The 22,477-nt window shown below is 61.6% G+C and carries 22 protein-coding genes; 14 read left to right on the top strand and 8 right to left on the bottom strand.

The features are described 5' to 3' along the window. From NKJ73_RS02710 to NKJ73_RS02690, 5 genes are all read left to right on the top strand, one after another. Positions 1-1,113 (top strand): ABC transporter ATP-binding protein, encoded by a 1,113-nt coding sequence (locus tag NKJ73_RS02710; protein WP_352448362.1) that lies wholly within the window; start codon positions 1-3, stop codon positions 1,111-1,113. 86 nt (positions 1,114-1,199) lie between these two features. Beyond that, positions 1,200-1,946, top strand: coding sequence for a sugar phosphate isomerase/epimerase family protein (locus tag NKJ73_RS02705; RefSeq protein WP_352568260.1), 747 nt, complete (start codon positions 1,200-1,202; stop codon positions 1,944-1,946). A 12-nt stretch (positions 1,947-1,958) separates the two neighbouring features. Next, positions 1,959-3,107, top strand: coding sequence for a Gfo/Idh/MocA family protein (locus NKJ73_RS02700; RefSeq protein ID WP_352568259.1), 1,149 nt, complete (start codon positions 1,959-1,961; stop codon positions 3,105-3,107). Between the two features lie 129 nt (positions 3,108-3,236). Next, positions 3,237-4,283 (top strand): L-glyceraldehyde 3-phosphate reductase, encoded by a 1,047-nt coding sequence (gene mgrA / locus NKJ73_RS02695; RefSeq protein WP_352568258.1) that lies wholly within the window; start codon positions 3,237-3,239, stop codon positions 4,281-4,283. An 82-nt stretch (positions 4,284-4,365) separates the two neighbouring features. Continuing rightward, a complete protein-coding gene (locus NKJ73_RS02690) occupies positions 4,366-5,058 on the top strand; it encodes a molybdate ABC transporter substrate-binding protein (protein ID WP_352568257.1) in 693 nt (230 codons plus the stop codon). A 47-nt stretch (positions 5,059-5,105) separates the two neighbouring features. Here the strand turns inward: NKJ73_RS02690 and NKJ73_RS02685 are convergent, their stop codons facing one another. Continuing rightward, on the bottom strand, positions 5,106-5,435 hold the full coding sequence (locus NKJ73_RS02685; RefSeq protein WP_352568256.1) for a DUF2934 domain-containing protein: 330 nt from the start codon (positions 5,433-5,435) through the stop codon (positions 5,106-5,108). 190 nt (positions 5,436-5,625) lie between these two features. Between NKJ73_RS02685 and NKJ73_RS02680 the strand changes: the two genes are divergently transcribed. Next, on the top strand, positions 5,626-5,976 hold the full coding sequence (locus tag NKJ73_RS02680) for a hypothetical protein (protein ID WP_023675228.1): 351 nt from the start codon (positions 5,626-5,628) through the stop codon (positions 5,974-5,976). Between the two features lie 67 nt (positions 5,977-6,043). Here the strand turns inward: NKJ73_RS02680 and NKJ73_RS02675 are convergent, their stop codons facing one another. After that, positions 6,044-7,132, bottom strand: a complete 1,089-nt coding sequence (locus NKJ73_RS02675) for a S1 family serine peptidase (protein ID WP_352568255.1) — start codon at positions 7,130-7,132, stop codon at positions 6,044-6,046. 391 nt (positions 7,133-7,523) lie between these two features. Here NKJ73_RS02675 and NKJ73_RS02670 point away from each other — a divergent pair, with 391 nt between their 5' ends. Continuing rightward, entirely contained in the window at positions 7,524-8,606 is a 1,083-nt protein-coding gene (locus tag NKJ73_RS02670; RefSeq protein ID WP_352568254.1) for a trypsin-like serine peptidase, read from the top strand. Between the two features lie 84 nt (positions 8,607-8,690). Here NKJ73_RS02670 and NKJ73_RS02665 read toward each other — a convergent pair whose 3' ends face one another. From NKJ73_RS02665 to NKJ73_RS02655, 3 genes are all read right to left on the bottom strand, one after another. Then, a complete protein-coding gene (locus NKJ73_RS02665; RefSeq protein WP_352448354.1) occupies positions 8,691-9,395 on the bottom strand; it encodes a DUF4760 domain-containing protein in 705 nt (234 codons plus the stop codon). Further along, a complete protein-coding gene (locus tag NKJ73_RS02660) occupies positions 9,392-9,772 on the bottom strand; it encodes a hypothetical protein (RefSeq protein WP_352568253.1) in 381 nt (126 codons plus the stop codon). Before NKJ73_RS02660 ends, NKJ73_RS02665 begins: the two co-directional genes overlap by 4 nt. A gap of 102 nt (positions 9,773-9,874) precedes the next feature. Further along, positions 9,875-12,076, bottom strand: a complete 2,202-nt coding sequence (locus tag NKJ73_RS02655; RefSeq protein ID WP_352568252.1) for a caspase family protein — start codon at positions 12,074-12,076, stop codon at positions 9,875-9,877. A gap of 211 nt (positions 12,077-12,287) precedes the next feature. Between NKJ73_RS02655 and NKJ73_RS02650 the strand changes: the two genes are divergently transcribed. Next, positions 12,288-12,692 carry a Fur family transcriptional regulator gene (locus NKJ73_RS02650; RefSeq protein WP_023675234.1) on the top strand — a complete coding sequence of 135 codons (405 nt, stop codon included), beginning with the start codon at positions 12,288-12,290 and terminating at the stop codon, positions 12,690-12,692. A gap of 141 nt (positions 12,693-12,833) precedes the next feature. Here NKJ73_RS02650 and NKJ73_RS02645 read toward each other — a convergent pair whose 3' ends face one another. The 3 genes from NKJ73_RS02645 to polA all read right to left on the bottom strand — a co-directional run bounded on the left by NKJ73_RS02645 (position 12,834) and on the right by polA (position 16,900). Next, on the bottom strand, positions 12,834-13,286 hold the full coding sequence (locus tag NKJ73_RS02645) for a hypothetical protein (RefSeq protein WP_352568251.1): 453 nt from the start codon (positions 13,284-13,286) through the stop codon (positions 12,834-12,836). A gap of 94 nt (positions 13,287-13,380) precedes the next feature. Then, positions 13,381-13,659, bottom strand: coding sequence for a type II toxin-antitoxin system RelE/ParE family toxin (locus tag NKJ73_RS02640; protein ID WP_352568250.1), 279 nt, complete (start codon positions 13,657-13,659; stop codon positions 13,381-13,383). Between the two features lie 292 nt (positions 13,660-13,951). Continuing rightward, positions 13,952-16,900, bottom strand: coding sequence for a DNA polymerase I (gene polA, locus NKJ73_RS02635; RefSeq protein WP_352568249.1), 2,949 nt, complete (start codon positions 16,898-16,900; stop codon positions 13,952-13,954). 444 nt (positions 16,901-17,344) lie between these two features. Here polA and NKJ73_RS02630 point away from each other — a divergent pair, with 444 nt between their 5' ends. From NKJ73_RS02630 to NKJ73_RS02605, 6 genes are all read left to right on the top strand, one after another. After that, positions 17,345-18,730 carry a M20/M25/M40 family metallo-hydrolase gene (locus NKJ73_RS02630; protein WP_352568248.1) on the top strand — a complete coding sequence of 462 codons (1,386 nt, stop codon included), beginning with the start codon at positions 17,345-17,347 and terminating at the stop codon, positions 18,728-18,730. 103 nt (positions 18,731-18,833) lie between these two features. Beyond that, positions 18,834-19,454: a ribonuclease D gene (locus tag NKJ73_RS02625; RefSeq protein ID WP_254816792.1), complete on the top strand. Its 621-nt coding sequence runs from the start codon at positions 18,834-18,836 to the stop codon at positions 19,452-19,454. A 43-nt stretch (positions 19,455-19,497) separates the two neighbouring features. Beyond that, a complete protein-coding gene (locus NKJ73_RS02620) occupies positions 19,498-19,749 on the top strand; it encodes a hypothetical protein (protein ID WP_352568247.1) in 252 nt (83 codons plus the stop codon). Between the two features lie 589 nt (positions 19,750-20,338). Next, positions 20,339-21,058, top strand: coding sequence for a hypothetical protein (locus NKJ73_RS02615; protein WP_352568246.1), 720 nt, complete (start codon positions 20,339-20,341; stop codon positions 21,056-21,058). Then, positions 21,042-21,944: a hypothetical protein gene (locus tag NKJ73_RS02610; RefSeq protein WP_352568245.1), complete on the top strand. Its 903-nt coding sequence runs from the start codon at positions 21,042-21,044 to the stop codon at positions 21,942-21,944. The genes NKJ73_RS02615 and NKJ73_RS02610 overlap by 17 nt, the downstream gene beginning before the upstream one ends. Before the next feature lie 25 nt (positions 21,945-21,969). After that, positions 21,970-22,446 carry a hypothetical protein gene (locus NKJ73_RS02605; RefSeq protein WP_352568244.1) on the top strand — a complete coding sequence of 159 codons (477 nt, stop codon included), beginning with the start codon at positions 21,970-21,972 and terminating at the stop codon, positions 22,444-22,446. The last annotated feature ends 31 nt before the right edge of the window (positions 22,447-22,477 follow it).

Raw genomic sequence — 22,477 nt, 5'->3', positions numbered from 1 at the left:
ATGAACGCAAACGGCAGCATTGCGGCAAACGGCACCAGCGTCTCGATCCAGAACCTGTCGCTGAATTTCGGTGCGATATCGGTGCTGCAGACGCTCAACCTCGATGTTGCCGAAGGCGAATTCATCGTGCTGCTCGGCCCGTCCGGCTGCGGCAAGTCGACCTTGCTCAACTGCATTGCCGGGCTGCTCGACGTTTCCGAAGGCCGCATCTTCATCAAGGGCAAGAACGTCACCTGGGAAGAGCCCAAGGATCGCGGCATCGGCATGGTGTTCCAGTCCTACGCGCTCTATCCGCAGATGACGGTGGAGAAGAACCTGTCGTTCGGGCTGCGCGTTGCCGGCCTCGCCAAGGACGAGATCGCCAAGCGCATCGCCCGGGCCGCCGAGATCCTGCAGATCGAACCGCTTTTGCATCGCAAGCCGGCGGCGCTGTCCGGCGGCCAGCGCCAGCGCGTGGCCATCGGGCGCGCACTTGTGCGTGACGTCGATGTCTTTCTGTTCGACGAACCGCTCTCCAACCTCGACGCCAAGCTGCGCGCGGAATTGCGCGTCGAAATCAAGCTGCTGCATCGCAAGCTCGAGAACACCATGATCTACGTCACCCACGACCAGATCGAGGCGATGACGCTGGCCGACCGTATCGCGGTGATGAAGGGCGGCGTCATCCAGCAGCTCGATGCGCCGCAGACCATCTATAACCGGCCGGTCAACCGGTTTGTCGCCGGCTTCCTCGGCTCGCCGGCAATGAACTTCCTCGACGGCAGACTGGAGCAAGCGGCAGGCGACTGGCACTTCGTCGCCGAGGATGTGCGGATACCGCTTGCCACCTATGCTTTCGAGAAGGACCCGGTGCCAGGGCCGGCCGTGTTCGGCATCCGCCCCGAGCACGTGGCGTTCAACAGCGGCACGGGATGGCCGTTCGCAGCCACGGCAAATGTCGAGGTCGTCGAGCCCATGGGTTCCGACACGCTGGTCTGGCTGAAGCTCGCCGGCCAGAATTTCACGGTGCGGGTGACAGCCGAGCGCACGCCAAACAACGCCGAGGCGGTCGGCATCGGTTTTGACCCGATGCGCGCCTCGCTTTTCGACGCCGCCACGGGTAACCGCCTCTAGAGCATGATTTAGCCTCCCAAGACTCTTCCACTCCCCAAGACTCATCCCCCCAAAACTAACCATCCACAAGAAAACGGACAGAGACGATGAACTGGTCATTCCAACTTTACAGCGCCCGCAATTTCCAGCCTTGGGAGGGCGTGCTCAAGATGCTGGGGGAGCTTGGTTACAGCCAAGTCGAAGGGTTCGGCGGCGTCTATGACGATCCCAAGGCGTTCCGTGCCGAGCTCGACAAGAACGGGCTCGCCATGCCGACCGGGCATTTCTCGATCGACGCGCTCGAGAAGGATTTCGACGGCGTGCGCAGGACGGCCGACGCGCTCGGCATCACGCTGCTCATCTGCCCGTTCCTGAACGCCGAGTTCAGGCCGGCCGACACAGCCGGCTGGCGCGGCTTCGGCGAACGCCTGGCCAAGGTCGGCGAGACGGCCAGGAAAGCCGGCTACGGCTTTGCCTGGCACAACCATGATTTCGAGTTCAAGGCGCTTGCCGACGGCTCGGTGCCGCAGGACCATATCCTGTCCTCCGCGCCCGACATCGGCTGGGAGATGGACGTCGCCTGGGTGGTGCGCGGCGGCGTCGATCCGCTGCCCTGGATCGAGAAGCACGGCAAGCGCATCGTCGCCGTCCATGTCAAGGACTTGGCCAAGCCGGGCGAGGGCCTCGACGAGGACGGCTGGTCCGACGTCGGCCACGGCACCATCGACTGGCCCGGCCTGATCAAGGCGCTACACGCCAAAAGCGCCGCAAAATACTACGTCATGGAACAGGACAATCCCAACGATATCGAGCGCTTCGCCCGCCGCTCGATCGCAGCCGCCAAGACCTATTAGGAGCACACCAGCATGGCAACAAAACTTGGCATCGGCGTCATCGGCTGCGGCAACATCTCGAAGGCGTATTTCTCGCTGGCGCCGCTGTTTCGCGGCATCGAGATGCGCGCCTGCGCCGACATCAACATGGAAGCGGCGAAAGCGCGGGCAAAAGAGTTCAAGCTGCGCGCCGAGACCGTCGAGGGGCTGCTCAAGGCCGACGATATCGACATCATCGTCAACCTGACCATTCCGGCGGTGCATTACGAGGTGTCGAAGCAGATCCTCGATGCCGGCAAGCACGTCTATTCGGAGAAGCCCTTCGTGCTGTCGGTCAAGGAAGGGCTCGACCTGAAAAAACGGGCGGAAAGCAAGGGGCTGCGCATCGGTTCGGCCCCCGACACCTTCCTCGGCGGCGCGCACCAGCTTGTCCGCGACCTCATCGACACCGGCAGGCTCGGCAAGGTCACCAGCGGCACATGTCATGTGATGAGCCATGGCATGGAGCATTGGCACCCCAATCCGGACTTCTTCTTTCAGCCGGGCGCCGGGCCGGTGCTCGATATCGGACCCTATTACATCACCAACCTGATCCAGCTGATCGGGCCGGTGAAGCGGGTCGCGGCCTTCGCTTCGATCCCGATGACGGAACGCATCATCAGCTCGAAGCCGCGCGCCGGCGAAAAGATCCCGGTCTCCACGCCGACGACGATCCACGGCGTGCTGGAATTCGAGAACGGCGCCATGGTGACGCTCAACACCAGCTGGGACGTCTGGAGCCATGGCCACGCGCCGATGGAACTCTATGGCGAGGCGGGCACGGTGTTCGTGCCGGATCCGAACTTCTTCGGCGGCGAAGTGCGCTACACCGAAGCCGCCAAACCGGTGAAGAAGCTGCCGAAATGGCCGCATCCGTTCGGCGTGCCCAACGAGATGCATTCGCAAGGCATGATGGCCAACTACCGCACCGCCGGTTTGGCCGACATGGCGATCGCGATCAGGGAAGGCCGGCCGCACCGCTGCTCGATGGACCTGGCGCTGCATGCCGTCGACGTCATGACCGGCCTGTTGCGTTCGGGCGAGACCGGAAAGTTCGTCGCCATGCAGACCAGCTGCGAGCGGCCCGCGGCACTCGGCGTCAAGGCGGCGAAGGAGCTGCTGGCGAAGAAGAAAACCAAGTAGGCGGCGCACCTCCCAAGCACCGCAAAAAGCCTCTCCCCGTTTGCGCGGGGAGAGGCTAAGGGTGGCAAGCTCGACTGCCCCACTGTCGCGGCGGCAGCCGTCGGGCTCGTTTCGATTTGAGGATTTCCCATGCCCTATGTTCCCGCCGAGAACCGCTACGAAAAGATGGTCTACAATCGCTGCGGGCGATCCGGCCTGAAGCTGCCGGCGATCTCGCTTGGGCTGTGGCACAATTTCGGCGACGACACGCCACATAGAACCAAGCAGGCGATCGCGCGCAAGGCGTTCGATCTCGGCATCACGCACTTCGATCTCGCCAACAATTACGGCCCGCCGCCCGGCTCGGCGGAGCGGGCGTTTGGTGAGATCCTGCGGACGGACTTTACCGGTTATCGCGACGAGCTGATCATCTCGACCAAGGCCGGCTACGAAATGTGGGCAGGGCCTTACGGCGAATGGGGCGGCCGCAAATATGTGCTGGCCAGCCTCGACCAGAGCCTGAAGCGGATGGGGCTCGACTATGTCGACATCTTCTATTCGCACCGCTTCGACCCAGACACTCCGCTGGAAGAGACGATGGGCGCGCTCGATCACGCGGTGCGCTCGGGCAAGGCGCTCTATGCCGGCATTTCCTCCTATAATTCCCAGCGCACACGCGAGGCCGCCGACATATTGAAGCAGCTCGGCACGCCTTGCGTGATCCATCAGCCGAGCTATTCGATGCTCAACCGCTGGGTCGAGGATGACGGCCTGCTCGATACGCTGGAGGGGCTTGGCGTCGGTTGCATCGTGTTCTCGCCGCTGGCGCAAGGCATGCTGACCGACAAATATCTCGGCGGCATCCCCGATGGCAGCCGCGCCAGCCAGGGCAAGTCGCTGCGCCCGGCATTCATCAACGACAAGTCCGTCGCCAATATCGAGGCGCTGAACGCCATCGCCCGTCGCCGCGGCCAGACGCTGGCGCAGATGGCGCTGGCCTGGGTGCTGCGCAGGGGCAGGGTGACGTCGGCGCTGATCGGCGCCAGCCGGCCGGAACAGGTCGAGGATTGCGTCGGCGCGCTTGAGGCGCTCGACTTCAGCGATGCAGAGCTCGCCGAGATCGACAGCTTTGCCCGCGAGTCGGACATCAATCTCTGGGCGGCATCGGCCGAGCGCAAGGGTCCGCCAAGGAAGTAGGCGACTTCGGCATCTGGTCGCCGAATGAAGGCTTAGATACGCATTCCAAGGAAGGTCGTTACGATCGATTCGGGGTTAGGCCATGAATCAGGAAATCCGGCTTTTTGGCGCCATTGCGGTCCGCCCCGCCGTCGTTGCGCTCATACCTCGGTTCGAAGCGGCCACGGGATTCACAGTTGCGGTCAAGTGGGAGCTCAATCCGACCGTAAAGAAGCAGATTGAGGCTGGGGAAGCTTTTGACCTCGTCATCACCAATCCGAACCTGGTTCAGGATCTGGCTGCCTTGGGAAAGGTCAAGGCGGGGAGCCAGGTAGCGTTCGGCCGGATAGCAATGGGGGTGGCGGCCAAGGCTGGCAGTCGACCGCTCGACATCGGGTCCGTGGAAGCATTCGAACAGGCGTTGAAGAGCGCCAGATCGATCGCCTACGCCAGTGAAGGAACCAGCGGTGGCTACTTCTCCGGTTTGCTGGAACGTTTGGGGATAGCGGATGAGGTGAAGCCCAAGCTGGTGGCCATACCAGGAGGGCAGACAGCGCCGGCCGTGGGACGTGGGGAAGCCGAGTTGGGGGTCGTTCCCGTGACTTCGATTCTCGCGGCCGCTCCCGAGGTCATGCTTGTCGGTCGGTTTCCGGAAGAACTCCAGAGTTACGTTGACTTCGCCATTGGCATCAGCGCCGATTCAACGGACGCAGAAGCTGCCAAGCAGCTGTCGGAATTTCTGATGTCGGCAGCCGTTGATGACATCCTGGCGGCAAAGGGTGTCGAGCGCCGCTAAAAGCGTGCTTGATAAGCAGCGCTGGGAATCCCCTTCTCAAACACGCTCTAACTTTCGGCTGCCTTGAGGTTCCGCGCGGCTTCCTCGAGCGTCGCTCTGTCGTTGCCAAGCCTGTCGATCAGCTCTTGCGCCTGATCACCGGTTATCCCGGTGCGCATCGCCAGTGCCTCGACCGTCAGAACGTCGGAACTGGCGATCGTTCCAGTGGGACCGTGCTCGGCCGCGCCATCATCTGCCGGCACCGTTGTCGCGTCGTCGAGGTCAAGCTCATGTTTCGCCTGCTGCCAATGACGCTCATGTGCGCCGTGCGGGCGGCCCTCGCGCACCCAGATTTCATAGGCTCGCTGCCGAATTTTTTCATGCCGATCGTCGTCCATGGCGGTTCCTCCCTTGTGGCGTTTTCACCAACGCGGGGAGCGCCGGAACGATCCGATGTTGATGCCGAATTCGCAGACATGCCGGACAAAAGCCGGTTTCTCACCGAACAAACACCGGACATACGCGTTTTGCGGAGGAACCTGCACAGTGGGCCGGCCGTTGAGCCGAGCCTGAGCAAAGGAGATTACAATGGCCGACGAACCGAACGAATCCGCAGCACCGAAGATGACTCAACGTGAAGCTCAGGAAGCCCTGGAGAAGCAGGTCGCGCAGCTGAGGCGCGAGATCAACAAGATCAACCGAACCTTGGCCGAACGCGCGGAAGAGGCGATTGAGGACGCCGGCGATTGGTATGGCAACGCTGCTGAGCGCGCCTCGCGGACGGCACAAGCCCTGCGCAACAGGGCGCAGACAGTGTCCGGGGTTGTCCAGGAGAATCCCGGCACAATATCGTCCGCCTTCATACTCGGAGCGGCCGTAGGGGCGCTACTGGGCCTCGCCTTGGCCGCCACAGACCAGCGCCGCGATCGCTGGTTCTAGTCCCAACCTAAGGTTCCGGGCAGAAACGGCGGGATTGCTCCCGCCGTCATTCAGCAAATGACACCGGTCAGGGCGTGGCGGGCTTCTGCGCCGTGCCGAGGGCTTTGGGCGCTGCCGGCGCTGCCGTCTTCATCTTCTCTTCGATCCAGCCGGTGTAATTGGCCAGCCGCGTGTAGATGCCGTAGGCGTTCTTGTGGCCGCAGGCGGTGCTGCCGTCGGCCGGACCTTCGCCCCAGCTGACGACGCCGACCTGCACCGGGCCATCGGCGCCGGTCATGAACAGCGGTCCGCCGCTGTCGCCGTTGCAGGCGTCGCGCTCGCCGCTTGCGGTGCCGGCGCAGATCATGTTGCCGGTCAGCGGATCGGCCATGTCAGCTGCAATCGCGTTGGCGGCCGCCTCGATGCCCCTTTCCGAGTAACGCATGCGGCGGGCGAGCTCGCCGAGCGCTGCCTTCAAATCATGCGCATAAATCGCCTTGATGCCGCTGTTGCAGGTTGCGTTCGGCTGGAGGTCCAGGTCGGCGACCATCAGCGCGGTGGGAAACGCTCCGTCCTGCATCTTGCCCCAACCGGTGACCGTCGTCTTACCGGTGTCCGGTGTCGGCTCACGGGCAATTTTGATGGTCGGAGCATCGGCCGGCTCGGCCAGCCGGATCAAGCCGAGATCGTTGTCCAGCGTCTGCTCGCTATAGCCCTCGTTGACGATGATCTCCGCCGCCTTGTAGCGCTTGCCCTCGCTGAGATCGGTGGCGCCGGTGAGCACGGTGACCATATCAGGCGAAATCGGCTCGCCGTCGTCATTGAGGCAGTGCGCCGCCGTCAGCACCCATTGCGGCGCGATCAGGCTGCCGCCGCAGAACTGCGCATTCGCCTGCGAGGCCGGGCTTTTGTCCAGTCTGTTGGTGGTCAACAATGCCACCTGGAACGGGTAAGCGCCCTTCTCGGCCTCTTTGCCGCCGTAGACGCGATCGGCGCCGTCGGGGTTCTCCGCCTTGGCCTTGGCCCTGGCCTCGGCCACGCGTTTCATCGGCGAGATCGCCGCCTCCGGCCGCGCGGCCGCGTCCGTGGCATGAACGGAATTGACGGCCGGCAAGGCCGCCGCGATGCCGAGCAGTGCGGCGGCGGCAATCGGTCTGAACCTATGGATGATCTTCACCTCGAACCCCCTGAGACGATGTTCCCGACAGGTCAGTCGCCGACGCATGATCCACTGAAATGGAACCGGCCGGTGAGATCATGCTCCACGGCGAAGCATGATCCGTCACAAAGCCGAGCACCATTTCTGCTAGTCGTGCTGTCGAGCCAAACCCGCCCAAAATCCTATAGCCCCGCACGGGCTATGTGGAAGCAATTTGTCGTTGCCAATGTTGGATTATTTTAGGCAGTATACCGTTGCAGGCATTTTTGGCGGGGACCTAAACTGGCTGCACTGAATAATGGCCCGGTAAAGGCACCGGTAACCAATTTCATTTTTCTGCGCCACCACGATCTCGACAATATTTCTGTATCTTGATCCAGTCCTTGCTGACTTTTGGGAGAGTCTCACCATGACAAAACTGACATATAGCATTATTGCGTCCGCGTTGCTTTCCACCGCAATGTGGGCGGTTCCTGCCTTGGCAGCCGATCCAGGTTCCGCCAATGCCGGCAACGGCGAAAGCATGCGGGATGTGACATCGGGCGATTACAAGCCCGGCCGGGCGAAACCGATCGCCCCGCCGAAACTGACCGAGGACGAGGCCAACCGCGCCGCGCCGCTCACCGACGAAGCAACGGCCGTCAAATCCTATGGCATCGTCGGCCGCTCCGCCGATGGCAAGGACATCAAGATCGATCCGAACGAGACGCTGAAGGACCTTGTCATCAAGGAAATGAACGCGCCCGCCGAGGGACAGAAGTCCGAGAATTCCGGGCTGAGCGGAGGCGAAGAGGCCGGCCGCCAGGTGTTCGGGACGGACGACCGGGAGCAGATCAAGAATACCAAAACCTACCCGTTCACCGCGATCGGCTACCTCGAAGGCAAATCGAAAAGCGGCAGCTATGGCAGCTGTTCGGCAACACTGATCGGCCCGCGCACGGTGCTCACCGCGGCGCACTGCCTCTACAGCCACGAGGACAAGGCCTGGCTCGACGACATCCTGTTCGTGCCGGCTCTCAACGGCAAGACTGCCGACGACGCACCGTTCGGCGCCTTCACCTATGAAAGCGCCTATATCATCCAGGGCTTCATCGACAATTACCAGGGCTTTTACGGCTCGGTCGTGCCATGGGATCTCGGCATCGTCACCTTGAAGCAGGATGTCGGCACCAACCTCGGCTGGCTGGGCTATGCCAATTATGTGGATCTCGGCGATTTCACCGCCAACATCGTCGGCTATCCCGGCGACAAGCCGATGGGCACGATGTGGAAGGCGACCTGCGAAGTGCTCGCCGAACACATCGCCACCGAGTATTTCCAGTACGACTGCGACACGTATCCAGGATCGAGCGGCAGCTCGGTCTATGCCTACGACAATGGCTCCAAGCAGCGCGTCATCACCGGCGTGAACGTGGCCGAGAGCCCGGATGCCAACACAGCCGTGCGTCTGAACGCCATCAACGTCCAGTGGATCAACAGCCTGTACAAATAGGCCTGCAGAGTTTCCGCCGCGATCGTCGCGGAAAACCGGCCGGCGGCGGAGCATTTCCGTCGCCGGCTTTCGCATTTTCGGGAATTATCTGGACTGGGCCGAGGGTGGCGCCTGGCGGACATAGTTCTCGATCGGCTGGGCGAAAGTCGGTGAACCGGCCTTGCGTTCCTTGTCGATATAGCCGGCAAAATAGCTCCAGAACGAAGCGGCATAGTCGCGGAAATAGGAGTCGGCGACCTCACGCGAGCACAGCCTGCCTTCGACGCAGAAGGAAAGGCGGTTGAGGAAATAGACGATGCGGTCGAAATTGTCGCTGAACTCGGCAAGCGGCATGTCGCCGCCGGTTGCGCTCATCGCTTCGATGCCGATGCGCTGCCTGAACACCTGTTCCTCGGTCGGCGTCGGATTGGCACTGAGCAGATTGCCGTATTTGGCGTTGAGCGCCGCCAGGCGTTGCTTGAGGGCCCGTTGCGCCTGCTGGTAGTCCTTGCTTTCCCAGAGCTCGACCAGCGACATCGTCTGCTCGACGCGCTTCTGCTCCTGGTTCGCTAGGAACTGGTAGACCGAAAAGATCAAGGTGAAGATGATCGCCAGGCGCACCAGCAATCCGGACCAGGCATAGACGAGCATGCGCCAGTCGCGATCGGTGAACGGGTTCGCCTCCTTCTTGACCTCGTGATTGCTCACCCACGGCAGGCCTTCGACGGTTTCCGGCAGCGACACCGGCTTCTTTTGCGGTACCGGCGCCGTCACTGCCTGCTGCGTTGCGTTGCCCCCCGCTTTCGTCATCCGCAGCTGTCCAGTTCTATGGTGGCGGACGGGTCGAGCACGATGCCCGGCGCCTCCAGCTTCTTCTTCAGGCAATCCAGCTGCGTGCGCGAAACGATGAACTGCACGTCAGGCGCCACCTGCGCCTTGCTCGGCGACGGCAATGGTTCGACCACGCCGCGCGAGGCGCAGCTGCTGAGATCGACGACAACGGCGGTGTTGCCGGTTTTGGCGATCCGGTCGTACTGGTCGAGAAAGCAGCTCGCCAGTTCGGAGTTGATGACGACCTCCTTGGCGCAGAGGCCGCAAGCCTCGTCCGCCGAAGCATTGGCGGCCAGCAACAGCCCGGCGACAAGGCCGGCGGTTGTTGCGCGCCACGAAAATACGATCCTGTTCACGAACGCCCTCATCCGTTCCGTTCGGCCGCCGGCAGCGGCGGTCGAAGAATGTTCATTATCAGCCGATTAGGCAAGAGGCCCGGCCGGGCACCTGACCCCGCCTCAGGCGCGCGGCACCGTCTCCATCGGGAAGATCATCACGGCGCCCTTCGATCCCTTGTCGTCGGTGAGCCGCATGGCCGAACGCGTCGCCGGCGCCATGCTGATATCGGCCAGCATGTCGGCGAAGCTTGGCTGTCCCAGTCCGCGCGTTACCGAGACAACCCCCTCTTGCGCCAGGAAGCTCAGATCCTGCTTCTCGCTCTGCGGCGGCGCCTCGGTCAAGACGGCGATCATCCGCTCCATGCCGAAGCTGGTGTCGGTGAATTTGAACAGGCCTTCCTCGAGCACGGCGCCTTCGGTCAGGCGCTCGGCAAGAAAATGCTGGATGGAATAGTCGGAGCCGACGTAGAGCACGTTGATGTCGACCAGGTTGGTCGAACCGTTCCTGGCCAGTACGTGGACCTGATCGTCGGGCGAAACACGCGGCACCGTCGACGGTTCGATCGGCTGCAGCGTGTCGCTGTCAAAACGCTTGATCCGGAACTCGACGCTGACCTCTTCCGGCCGATAATCGGAAGCGGCGGCCAGCCTCGACAGGCCGATGGCGCGGAAGATTTTCGTCAGATTCCCTGCGGCGGCCTCGATCAACTTTTCGCGGCCGTCCGGATGAATGACGATCAACGGCGGCTTGTTGCCGTCCTTGAGCGTCATGTCGCCCGAAGCCGGCAGGAACCACAGCGCCGGCGTGTCGGTGGCATCTTCTGCGGCGCCGGCAATGGCGTTCTCGCGCAGCACTGCGAGACGCAGATCTGCGCTCTTGCCGGGCTCGACCAGCGCGATGTGGAACCCTGAGTTCTCCCTGGCCGCCAGTTCGTCGAGAACCGAGTTCGCCAGCGCGGCCTCTTTCTCGAGGCCTTTGGCCGCTGCCGGCCGCGCGACCACGAGCTTGTAGTCGACGGCGAGCTCGGCCAGCCGCGCATAGGCATTGGCGGGGATGTCGGCCAGCTTGAGCGCCGGCTTGCCGCCGAACTCGACCGGCTTGACCCGGCTTTCCAGGTTTTTCGCCGACTGAACCTGGAGATAGCCAAGCGCCTCGGACAGCGGCGACAGCGCCGACGGCAATATTGCGAGCCTGCTGCCGGGGGTGAGGCGATGCAGCAACCCGGCGCCGATCATGGCTTTGTCGTTCTCGATGACGATCGGCCATTGCATGACCGCCTCGGTCTTGTCGGTGCCGAAGACGCGTGCGTCGAGTTCTCCCTCGAACAGCGGCGTTGGCCGGGTGCGGCCGTCCGCCGAATATTGCTGCAGCACGGCCTGGCCGAGCTGGCGATAAGTGATGTTGGGGTTCTCGGCCAGTTTCGACAGGATGGTGAAGGTGAACAGCCCGAAACGCGGTGCATCGGCCGTGCCCTTGGGCAGCGGCATCTCGGGCGTCGTCTCCACCGTCTGCGCCGCGTAGAAGGCGACCAATTTGCCCTTGGTGGTCGGCTCGGCGCCGGTCGGCGTCAGCTTGAAGGCCGGCTTGCGCTGCCCGTCCTCGTCAAAGCCGCGCGGCGCGGCCGACGCAATCTCGTCATAGGCTCTCACCGCAGCCGCCCTGGCAGCGTCGTCGCCGCCGACCAGATCGGCGAACTCGACCTTGCGTTCCAACTCGTCGTCGACCTCGGCGGCGCGCGTCGCCGTGCCGGAATGGCAGCAGTCGAACACGGCCCAGATAAAGGCGCCCTTGTCGCGAATAGCGTCGAGCGCGGTGCCGATCTCGTTGTCGACCAGCGCATTGGGCACGCCCTTTTCGCGGTTCACCCATTTGTCGATGTCGGACGGCAAGAAAATCTCGTCGAGGCCGTCCGTCTCGTCGCCCTTGTTCGCTGCCGGCTGCTGCGCGCCGTGACCGGACAAATGCAGGTAGACGAAATCGTCGCGCTGGACCTTGGCGGCAAGATCGGCCAACGCCGCCTTGATCGCCGCATGTGTCGGCGGTCCGTTGGCGCCTTCGACATCCTTGGCGAGCAGCGTGACGTTTTCGGCCAGGAATTTTACCGGCGCGGGCGTGTTCCCCAGGAGGTAATCGCGCACCAGGCCGGCATCGTTTTTCGGTCCGATCAGCCAGTTTTTCTTCGGCAGGTTCGGGTAATCGGTGCAGGCAACAAGCAGCGCATGGTAGGTGCGCGCCGCTGCGAATGCCCGAAACGGCACCAGGCCGGCAGCGGCCAGCGCGGACGTGCCGGCAAGCAGCGTCCGCCGCGTCACTTTGATCATGATTGCTTCCCCAAGCCCGATCGAATTTCCAAGCACGGCCAGCCTGGCCGAGGATTTTGTCAGTATTTTGAATATGGCGTCGCCGGCCAGCCGACCACCGGCTGCGAATAGAAACAGTAGCAAAAATGGCAGTTCGTCGCTATCTCAGTGGAAGAGGTCCGACTGCTTGCGAAATGGCAGCGATCGGCACGGAGCGGCTTGGAACAGGATCATGGCGGCAAGGGATGTACTGACGAAGAACCAGCTTTGCGTTCTCGAGAAGCTCGAGGCCGCCAGCGGCCCGCTCAGCGCCTATACGTTGCTCGACCAACTGCGCGAGCGCGGTTTTCGCGCGCCGCTGCAGGTCTACCGGGCGCTCGACACGCTGGTGAAATCCGGCTTCGTGCACAGGCTCGAAAGCCTCAATTCCTTCGTCGCCTGTGCCGAGCCGCACGACCACAGCCATTCGATGACGGCGTTTGCCATCTGCGACACCTGCGGCCAGGTGACCGAGTTCTCCGACCACGATGTCGGACACCGGCTCGACGAATGGGTGCGTTCGACCGGCTTCGCCGCCAAGAAGGCGGTGATCGAGTTTCGTGGGACATGTGCGAAGTGTTTGGCTGAAGCGGCTTAGCAAGCCCGAAGGCAACACTTCGAAGGCGGCGGGGCAGTATTCACGCCTCGCTGGTGGGCTCACGATGGTTCCTATGGTTTGGCGATAGCCTCCATGAGGCGGAAGCCGCCAGTCAACAAACGACCCGTTGCAGACATTCGGCTATGAAAGTGCAGTCCAAACTACCCTCTCAAGATCGGGAGAGTAGCGTGCGATGATAGCCTGTTGATCATTTTCCTGCGTGAGAATTATCTGCTTCCCAGTAGCGTCACCGAGCAATCGCATAAAGCGGTCAAGGTGCTCAACCTCGGTTTTTCCGCTGACTTGCCTTGGATCGAAGTCGAACTCAATTTCGATAACGGTGAAGAAGTGACATGCAAGCTGAATTGGCCCGACGTAAAAAGACAGTAAGCTGCCTGTTTCGCTTTCCAGGGCCGCTTCGACGCCCAATGGCATCGACTCGATCTTGCCGGAGACACTGAAACTAGCAGGCGGGGTCCATTCCAGGAGGATGTTCCAGACGCCCTGCCAATCTGCCTCAGACGTGTTCAGAACGTAGATGTCTCGCCATGAGCCGTCCCAAGCGAAATCCGATGCTATCTGTTCCCAATTCATGCATGAACCATTCTTGATGACTGCGGTTCTAGCATGACATACGCCATGAGTGCTTTCCACAAATCCCAAGTCCGCTTTCCACCTAGTTTACGGCCTAGCCAACCGGCTTCTTTGAGGTATGCCGGATGTGCAGGATTTCGATTGCATCGGAACGGGCACGATAGAAAACCTTGTACGGGTAGCGACCTATGAAGAGAACGCGAACGCCAGGAATATCGGTCGCGTGGCCACTTTCTGGAAATTCGGCAAGTCGCGAAATCCCAGCGTGGATCCGAGAAATGACTGAAAGGGCGCCCTGAGGCGCCCGCTCTTCGAGGTAGTTGAAAATCGCCTCGCGTTCGGCAAAGGCTTGCCGCGTAAATCGGACCTTCATAGCCTGCGGCGGGTGTCGGCCGCGCGAACGGTATCCTCATCTACGAAAGTGCCGTGATCGGCCTCTGCTAGGCCCGCTGTGACCGCGCTGCGCTCTGATTCCGACGTCGCATACACGCCAGTCCGCCGCGCCTCGATGACGCGGGCATAGTCGGCAAGCTCCTCCTGGTCTTCGCGAGGCCAAGCTTCCGCATGCCTTACCAGATTCTCAAGTGCCTTGGTGATCATACGGGCACTATAGCATACCGGTGCTGCTCGTGAACCTTGAACCGAATATGGCTCTGTGGCCCGCCTTAATGCGCCTCTTCCCAGTTGTTGGCGGCGCGGGCGTCGACGTGCAGCGGCACCGACATCGACACCGCCGGCATGGCCGCGTTCTCCATGACGTGGCACACGACCGGGATCGTCGCCTCGACCTCGGCTTCGATGGTCTCGAAGACCAGCTCGTCATGCACCTGCAGCAGCATGCGGGCGGAAAGCCTGGCTTTTTCCAGGGCATCGTCCATACGGATCATGGCGCGGCGGATGATGTCGGCCGCGGTGCCCTGCAGGCGGGCGTTGATCGAGGCGCGCTCGTTGAAGGCACGGACCGAAGGATTTGACGATCTGATTTCCGGATAGTGGATGCGGCGGCCGAAAATGGTCTCGACGAAGCCGTGCTCGCGGGCATAGGCCTTGGTCGCATCGATATAGTCGCGGATGCCGGGGAAGCGCTCGAAATATTTCTTGATGTAGTCGCCGGCTTCCTCGCGCGCGATCGACAGCTGGTTGGCGAGGCCAAAGGCCGAAATGCCGTAGATGATGCCGAAATTGATCGCCTTGGCACGGCGGCGCACTTCCGAAGGCATGCCCTCGACCGGCACGTTGAACATTTCGGACGCGGTGATGGCGTGGATGTCGGCGCCGTCGGCGAAGGCCTGCTTGAGCTGCGGGATTTCGGCGACGTGGGCCAGCACGCGCAATTCGATCTGGCTGTAGTCGGCGGAAACCAGCTTGTTGCCCTTGTCGGCGATGAAGGCTGTCCTGATCTTTCGACCCTCGACGGTGCGCACCGGAATGTTCTGCAGATTGGGATCCGAGGACGACAGCCGCCCGGTCGTCGTCGCGGCAAGCGCGTAGGAGGTGTGGACGCGCTTGGTGTCGGGATGGATGAAGCCGGGCAGCGCATCGGTATAGGTCGATTTCAGCTTGGTCAGCTGGCGCCAGTCGACGATCTTGCGCGGCAATTCGTGGCCTTCGGCGGCGAGGTCTTCGAGAAGCTGCGCCGAGGTCGACCACTGGCCGGTCTTGGTCTTTGAACCGCCGGGCAGACCCATCCTGCCGAACAGGATGTCGCCGAGCTGTTTTGGCGAGCCGATGTTGATGCGTTCGCCGACCAGCTGGTAGATTTCGTCCTCGAGCCGTGCGGCACCCTGTGCCAGTTCGCCGGAGAGCCGCGACAGGATCTGCCGGTCGACGGAGATGCCGCGCTGCTCCATCCGTGCCAGGACCGGCACCAACGGCCGTTCCAGCCGTTCATAGACCGAGACCAGGCCCTTGGCGGCAAGCCGTGGCTTCAGCACCTGCCAGAGCCTGAGCGCGACGTCGGCGTGCTCGGCGCCGTAAGCCGTCGCCTTGCCGAGGTCGGCCTGATCGAAGCCGACGAAGCTTCTTCCCGAACCGGCCAGTTCCTTCAGCGGAATGGTCGCGTGGCCGAGCCATTTATCGGCCAGCGCCTCCAGGCCGTGGCCACCGTGGGTTCCGGCCTCGAGCACGTAGGAGATCAGCATGGTGTCGTCATAGGGGCCGATCTCGATGCCGTGACGGCTCATGACGACAAGGCGGTATTTCATGTCGTGCACGATCTTGAGGACGGATTTGTCCTCGAGCAGCGGCTTGAGCAACGCCAGCGCGTCGCGGACCGGGATCTGGTTTTCGACCGCGCCGCCGCCGAGCAGGTCGCCATTGCCGTTTTTATGGGCGAGCGGCACATAGGCGGCATGGCCGGGCGCGACGGCCATGGCAAGGCCGATCAGTTCGGCCCGCATCGGATCGGGCGAGGAGGCTTTAACGTCGAAGGCGACGATGCCTCTCTCCATCGCCTCGGCGATCCAGACCTTCAGCGTCGCGGCGTCGCGGATGCAGGCGTAGGCGCTGGTGTCGATCTTGCGGGCGGTGGCAGCCTCCAGGCGAAGCGCCGAAAGCAGGGATGGGGTGTCGCCTTGCTTGGCTGCGGCCGGGGCTTCGAGTGCCGCTTCGTCCGACGGCGGTGCGCTCTCGGCGGCCGCGGGTAGGCCAAAACCCATATCAGGGCCATGCGCGGTATCGGCACGCTCTATGGTGACGGGGGTGGCTGGAACGTCGCCCGCGTCGGTTCCCGTCGCTTCGGCCACGCGGCGGGTCAGCGTCGAGAATTCCATGGTCTTGAGAAAGCCGATCAGCCTTGGGCCGTCCGGCGCGTGCAACACGAACTCGTCGAGCCCTTCGGTCACCGGCACGTCGTTCTTCAGCGTCACCAGGTCACGCGAGATGCGTGCCTTGTCGGCATTGGCGATGATCGATTCGCGCCGCTTGTCCTGCTTGATCTCGCCGGCGCGGGCGAGCAGCGTATCGAGGTCGCCGAACTGTTCGAGCAATTGCGCTGCCGTCTTCGGCCCGATGCCGGGCACGCCCGGCACATTGTCGACCGAATCGCCGGTCAGCGCCTGCAGGTCGATCATTTTCTGTGGCGGCACGCCCCATTTCTCGATCACCTCGGGAACGCCGATCTGGCGGTCCTTCATCGGGTCGTACATGGCAACCGTTGGGCCGACCAGTTGCATCAGATCCTTGTCGGAAGAGATGATGGTGGTGTCGGCGCCGGCTTCGCAGGCAAGCCGGCAATAGGTGGCGATCAAATCGTCGGCCTCGTAGCCTTCCGTCTCAAGGCATGGCAGGTTGAAGGCCCTGGTCGCCTGGCGGATCAGGCCGAATTGCGGGATCAAATCTTCCGGCGGCGCCGAGCGGTTGGCCTTGTATTCGGGGTAGAGGTCGTTGCGGAAGGTCTTCGACGAATAGTCGAAAATCACGGCGAAATGCGTCGGCACGATGCCGACATCGGTGTTGCGGGCGTCCTGCGTCAGCTTCCAGACCATGTTGCAGAAGCCGAGCACGGCACTGGTCGGCAGCCCGTCGGACTTGCGGGACAGCGGCGGCAGCGCGTGATAGGCACGGAAGATGTAGCCGGAGCCGTCGACAAGGAAGAGATGATCGCCTTTTTTCATGGCACGAGGGAATAGCGCGGCGCAGCGCCGCGGTCCATGCCAAAGGCGGCTTCCGCCAAGGGTTCCGGCAACACCCTGACAAATGGCGTGCGAGCTTGGCCGGCCCTGGCGGCCTGGCCGGAGCTTTGTTCGCTCACGCCTATGTTACAAAAGTGTAATTTTTGTGCCCTTGAATCGCCACGTTCGCAGACACAGATAAACGCCATCGGCAGTTTTCGCCGAAGTCCGGAGCAAGGCCCGTCCCCCGCCTATCCCGGACACTTGCGGCAGCCTATCCCCCCTCTCCGGGCTGCCGCATCGTTTCGAGTAAAGGCCGCCGTGGTTCCCCTCCACCACGGCGGCATTTTTTTGCCTTTGGACAGGAAGCTGTGGCCCAACGGTCGCGGGCTTTCCGTTTCGCCGCATGGGCCCTAGATTCGCCGCCAGAATCGAAAGGCCCGCCAGATGTCCGCAGTTTCCCCTGTTCTCGACCGCCTAGACAAGAACTTCGACCAGAGCCTCGAACGTCTGTTCGGCCTGCTCGGCATCAAGTCGATCTCCACCGATCCGGACTACGCCGCCGACTGCCGCAAGGCCGCCGAATGGCTGGTCGCCGAGCTCAAGCTGATCGGCTTCGACGCCAGCGTGCGCGACACGCCGGGGCATCCGATGGTGGTCGCGCATCACGATGGGCCGGCGGGCGCGCCGCATCTGCTGTTTTACGGCCATTACGACGTCCAGCCGGTCGATCCGATCGAGCTGTGGGAAAGCGACCCGTTCGCGCCGGCGGTCAAGGAGATCGAGCCCGGCCACAAGGTGATCACTGGCCGCGGCGCGGCCGACGACAAGGGCCAGCTGATGACCTTCGTCGAGGCCTGCCGCGCCTGGAAGCAGGTGCATGGCGGATTGCCGTGCCGAATCACAATCCTGTTCGAGGGCGAGGAGGAGTCCGGATCGCCGTCGCTGAAGCCGTTTCTCGAGGCGAATGCGGATGAGCTCAAGGCCGATTTCGCGCTGGTCTGCGACACCGGCATGTGGGACCGCGATACGCCGTCGATCTGCGTCTCGCTGCGCGGGCTGGTCGGCGAGGAGATCACGGTGACGGCCGCCGACCGCGACCTGCATTCCGGGCTCTATGGCGGTGCGGCAGCCAATCCGATCCGCATCCTGGCAAAGATCCTGGCCGACATCCACGATGCGGATGGTCACGTCGCCATTCCGGGTTTTTATGACGGCGTCGAGGAAACGCCGTCGCAGATATTGCAGTCGTGGCTGTCGCTCGGCGAGACGGCCGAGACCTTCCTCGGCCCGATCGGCCTGTCGATTCCGTCCGGCGAAAAGGGCCGCTCGGTGCTCGAGCTGACCTGGGCGCGACCGACGGCCGAGTTCAACGGCATTATCGGCGGCTATACCGGCAAGGGCTTCAAGACGGTGATCGCCGCGCAAGCCTCGGCAAAAATCTCCTTCCGCCTGGTCCACAAACAGGATCCGGAAAAAATCCGCGCCGCCTTCCAGGCATTTGCCAGGCAACGTGTGCCAGCGGACTGCTCGGTCGAATTTCATCCGCATGGCGGCTCGCCGGCAATCCAGCTTTCCTACGACTCGCCCTTCCTCGCCAAGGCCAAGCAAGCGCTGTCCGACGAATGGCCGAAGCCGGCGGTGGTGACCGGCAGCGGCGGCTCGATCCCGGTGGTCGGCGATTTCCAGACTTATCTCGGCATGGAATCGCTGCTGGTCGGTTTCGGCCTCGACGACGACCGCATCCACTCGCCGAACGAGAAGTACGAGATGAGCTCCTTCCACAAGGGCCAGCGCTCCTGGGCGCGCATTCTCGAGGCGCTGACACGCTGAAATTGCGCCAGACTCAAGTTTTTGTTGATTTTTCGCCGGATCGCGGCAAGGACGGGCATGGTCTGTCGCGCATCGCTGCACGGGGCCGCGACCGGAGAAGACGATGAGCGACATACGTTTCCACAAAAACGATCTGCCCGGCCTGCTGCATTACGATGTCGGGGCGGTCGCCATCGACACCGAGACGCTGGGGCTGAACCCGCATCGCGACCGGCTCTGCGTCGTGCAGATCTCGCCTGGCGACGGCTCGGCCGACGTCATCCAGATCGCGCCCGGCCAGAAGAAGGCGCCGAACCTCGTCAGCCTGCTCAAGAACCGCAGCATCACCAAGCTGTTCCATTACGGCCGCTTCGATCTCGCCGTGCTCTACAACGCCTTCGGCGTCATGCCGGAGCCGGTGTTCTGCACCAAGATCGCGTCGCGGCTGACGCGCACCTACACCGACCGGCACGGGCTGAAGGACATCTGCTTCGAGCTTCTCGGGATCGGCCTGTCGAAGGCGCAGCAATCCTCGGACTGGGCCGCCGAGACGCTGTCGCCCGAGCAGCTCGAATATGCCGCCTCCGACGTGCTCTACCTGCACCGGCTGCGCGACGTACTGAGCGCGCGGCTGGCGCGCGACAACCGGACCAGGGAGGCCGATGCCTGCTTCCGCTTCCTGCCGACGCGTGCGAAACTCGACCTGATGGGCTGGGATGAAGAGGACATCTTCGCCCACAGCTGATGGCCCTCTGGCACTTTAACGCCGTCGGCCGGGAGGAACTGAAATGGCTGCGCGAAAACCAATCGAGACGGCACCAAGGGACGGCTCCAAAGTCACCGTCTACTGGCAGGACAGCGACGGCGTGATGAACGAGAGCATCGCGCAATACCGTTCGCTCGACCGGCTGAAGGCGGCCGGCGGCGACTGGGACGAAAGCGATGCCGGCTGGTGGGCCTATACTGACGGCCATACGCAAAGGAAGATCGAACCGATCAGCTGGCGCCCGGCCTCCGACGATGCGGATGCCGACGACTGAGGCCGGGTATGTCGCCGGCCGGCATCGCACGGTGAAGCGATTTATTCCTGGATGGCGTATTTTGTTCTTGCTTTGTGCCGGCAGCTATGCTATTAGTTTGGCTATGGTGCTAATTGGCTCCAACGACCCGCCCGCCGAGGCGGGTTTTTCGTTTTCAGGTCTCTCGTGGCTTGGCTTCCAATCGCAGCAGCTTCGATTTGCGACTTAACCCGCCCTTGAAGATTGGTGAGCGCCTGTTACCGCAAGGGTCGTCAAACTCGGAGAAATGGGCAAGTGGTGGACTCTCGACCTTCGGCGCGACAGGCCAGCGAAATACAACATTTTTCAATGATAGTTCGAGTCTGAGGAGACCCAAATTCATCGCTGCGAAAGCTGAAACTCAATTTAGCCCAGCGCGTGAAGTCCGTCTCGAAACCTATCGACTGAATGTCGCGCCACTTTCGCTTGAGCCCTGGCCGATCGGAAAACTCCCAAGACTATGAGTGCCTTGAGTGGGAGGGCCAGCCGTTGTTTCGGAGTCGAATGGCTGCTAAGAACTCGTCAATCCATTGGGGTTAGGTTTGCTGTACCGTTCATCGATTGGTTTTTTATGGCAATTATCTACGACAGTCTGCAGTTCGTGACGTTCACAACGCGGCCGCCAATCAGGACGGCTGTCGAACTTTGGCAGTCTGAGTTTGGAAAAATGCCTGACAGCTTCCAGCAGCTGCCGATGGGGGCTGGCTCCCAAGCCGTAGGTTCCATCGGCGGCTTGCAATTCATTGTTATCGTTCAACTAAACAGGATCGATGTCGTCATTAGGCCGCCTGAAAATCTCCCTAATAACTTAGGAACGGTATCTCAGCCAAATTCTGCGATGGCTAAAGGCATCTCAGTTTTGAAGAAGCTTTCCGCTGGAGAGCACATTCTGAGGCCTGCTGTGGTTTTTCAAACCTCCGAAGAATTCCCAGACTTAGGAGGCTCAGTCGCAAAAGCGGTTTCGCTCCTGCCAGGGCAAGTTGTGGTTCCTCAGGCCACTATAGACGTAAGTTTCCATACAAATGTGCCGCGCACCAGCTTGGTTGACCCGAACGTCACAATTCAGCGGATGTATCGGGTTGCCAACGGTCGGCGGGTTGCCGTGCAGGTTGACCTAGCAAACCCAGGCAATATGCTTCAGCACCTAGGGGCTTACATCGCGACCCAATACGTGGACGTATTTGCCGCACCTGAGACGCCTATGAGAGCGCAAGATTTTGATGAGGTTCTCGACGAGATTGTAAAAGAGGCCCAGCTGATATTATCTGACGGTTATGACCATTTTTCCTGAATACGTTTCCGAGGGCATGCTCGCCAGTTGTGCGATGAAATTCGCGCGAATTGATCGAGGCAACGGGAGTCCTACGGCTCGTGGTAAGCTTGAGGAGCCACAGCAGCTTGTGCCGACCCGATTCGCTGCGATCCTTAATATGTATGCCCCTACAGAAACCGGCATTGGCTACGGTACTAGCTCCGCTTACGAGCCGGTGCTTGGTGTCAATAATGCGTCGGAACTTGGGAGCTTTGGACCTGTTTTCGATCCTATGGTCATTTGCAGTCAGTCGATGTTGGCGGAGACGCCTCATACATCAAGTCATCGTCATGTAATGGGTACGGTGGTCGGCACGCTTTACGCTCCCGACGTTGTAGGCGCTTTTCCTGATTGGGCCGCGAATGATCGCCTCCTTAAAACATTTGTGCGGCAGATTGATCTGCCGGGAAACGTCTACGGGATGATCGCACTAGCAGATCCGTGGCTTGCGCCGCCCCAAGCTAAGCGAGGATTGAACGCTGCGGTGCGAAAGTCACTTGATTCCCAAAGGAGTTTACTAAGCGGCCTTCGAAAAGATTGGGACGGATATGGGGCCGAGCCCCTCCCCAAGTACAGGGTCAAGGCATTTATTTCCGAATTAGAATCTGCACTGGAGGATTATTCAGGTCCGCTGCCCGAGATCATTCCAGGAGCAGATGGGTCCTTACAAGCCGAATGGCATCGTAGATATTTGACCTTGTTTTATGGTGTTGATAGTGAGGATGCTAGGCACTTGTTTCTTAAAGTAGCCAACAAGGACCCTATCACGCTATCGGGAGATGCGGCCATCCTGGGCTTTGTCAGGGCGCTACAAGTACACTTCCCTCGGGGGGCTGACGCTGTCACCAACGCCGCAACCAAATGATGATCCGGATAGCTGGTTCGATGACTTGGCGATTTCTGCCGATGACGACCTGTTAAGAATAGTTAAAACGTCAGCCCATATTGTACACGTTGAAGGCGAGGGGTATGGAGTTTCGCCGCAACTTTGGACTTCTATGGAAGGAGGCTGTTCGGTCGAGTTGCTTTCGATGTTGGAAGCAGCGAACGTTTTGGTGAATGACCGCATTGTATCTCAGAAGGGCCTAGGTGCGACGAAGATTAGCGTCTCTGCGGTGCGGAACACGATGAATCGAATTGATCAAAAGACTAAACAGGGTGTTGAGCCGCTAGGGATCGCATACACTCCGATAGCGCCGGACCAGCCCTATGGTCCAAACCCTTACCATTGCGACATCTTTCCCAAGTTGGGCAACCCGGGTCGAAATCTCCTACACAGCAAGGCTTCCTTGGTCTGTCTGGACCAAAATGAAGCAAAGGCGCTGTGGGAAAAGCGCCATGGCATCACGCCTGCTGGCGAAAGTTGAAGAGTTCAGCTTTGGAACCCACCTCTTTCCG

It is taken from the genome of Mesorhizobium sp. M0074 (assembly GCF_040322975.1).
Taxonomy (GTDB): Bacteria; Pseudomonadota; Alphaproteobacteria; order Rhizobiales; family Rhizobiaceae; genus Mesorhizobium.
Note: the sequence above shows the minus strand (reverse complement) of the source record. Positions and strands in the feature narration are given on the sequence as shown.

Bases quoted from the DNA above. Each gene is read 5' to 3' on its own strand.
- NKJ73_RS02710 (WP_352448362.1), top strand. From the start codon at position 1: ATGAACGCAAACGGCAGCATTGCGGCAAACGGCACCAGCGTCTCGATC.
- NKJ73_RS02705 (WP_352568260.1), top strand. From the start codon at position 1,200: ATGAACTGGTCATTCCAACTTTACAGCGCCCGCAATTTCCAGCCTTGG.
- NKJ73_RS02700 (WP_352568259.1), top strand. From the start codon at position 1,959: ATGGCAACAAAACTTGGCATCGGCGTCATCGGCTGCGGCAACATCTCG.
- mgrA (WP_352568258.1), top strand. From the start codon at position 3,237: ATGCCCTATGTTCCCGCCGAGAACCGCTACGAAAAGATGGTCTACAAT.
- NKJ73_RS02690 (WP_352568257.1), top strand. From the start codon at position 4,366: ATGAATCAGGAAATCCGGCTTTTTGGCGCCATTGCGGTCCGCCCCGCC.
- NKJ73_RS02685 (WP_352568256.1), bottom strand. From the start codon at position 5,435: ATGGACGACGATCGGCATGAAAAAATTCGGCAGCGAGCCTATGAAATC.
- NKJ73_RS02680 (WP_023675228.1), top strand. From the start codon at position 5,626: ATGGCCGACGAACCGAACGAATCCGCAGCACCGAAGATGACTCAACGT.
- NKJ73_RS02670 (WP_352568254.1), top strand. From the start codon at position 7,524: ATGACAAAACTGACATATAGCATTATTGCGTCCGCGTTGCTTTCCACC.
- NKJ73_RS02665 (WP_352448354.1), bottom strand. From the start codon at position 9,395: ATGACGAAAGCGGGGGGCAACGCAACGCAGCAGGCAGTGACGGCGCCG.
- NKJ73_RS02655 (WP_352568252.1), bottom strand. From the start codon at position 12,076: ATGATCAAAGTGACGCGGCGGACGCTGCTTGCCGGCACGTCCGCGCTG.
- NKJ73_RS02650 (WP_023675234.1), top strand. From the start codon at position 12,288: ATGGCGGCAAGGGATGTACTGACGAAGAACCAGCTTTGCGTTCTCGAG.
- NKJ73_RS02645 (WP_352568251.1), bottom strand. From the start codon at position 13,286: ATGAATTGGGAACAGATAGCATCGGATTTCGCTTGGGACGGCTCATGG.
- NKJ73_RS02640 (WP_352568250.1), bottom strand. From the start codon at position 13,659: ATGAAGGTCCGATTTACGCGGCAAGCCTTTGCCGAACGCGAGGCGATT.
- polA (WP_352568249.1), bottom strand. From the start codon at position 16,900: ATGAAAAAAGGCGATCATCTCTTCCTTGTCGACGGCTCCGGCTACATC.
- NKJ73_RS02630 (WP_352568248.1), top strand. From the start codon at position 17,345: ATGTCCGCAGTTTCCCCTGTTCTCGACCGCCTAGACAAGAACTTCGAC.
- NKJ73_RS02625 (WP_254816792.1), top strand. From the start codon at position 18,834: ATGAGCGACATACGTTTCCACAAAAACGATCTGCCCGGCCTGCTGCAT.
- NKJ73_RS02620 (WP_352568247.1), top strand. From the start codon at position 19,498: ATGGCTGCGCGAAAACCAATCGAGACGGCACCAAGGGACGGCTCCAAA.
- NKJ73_RS02615 (WP_352568246.1), top strand. From the start codon at position 20,339: ATGGCAATTATCTACGACAGTCTGCAGTTCGTGACGTTCACAACGCGG.
- NKJ73_RS02610 (WP_352568245.1), top strand. From the start codon at position 21,042: ATGACCATTTTTCCTGAATACGTTTCCGAGGGCATGCTCGCCAGTTGT.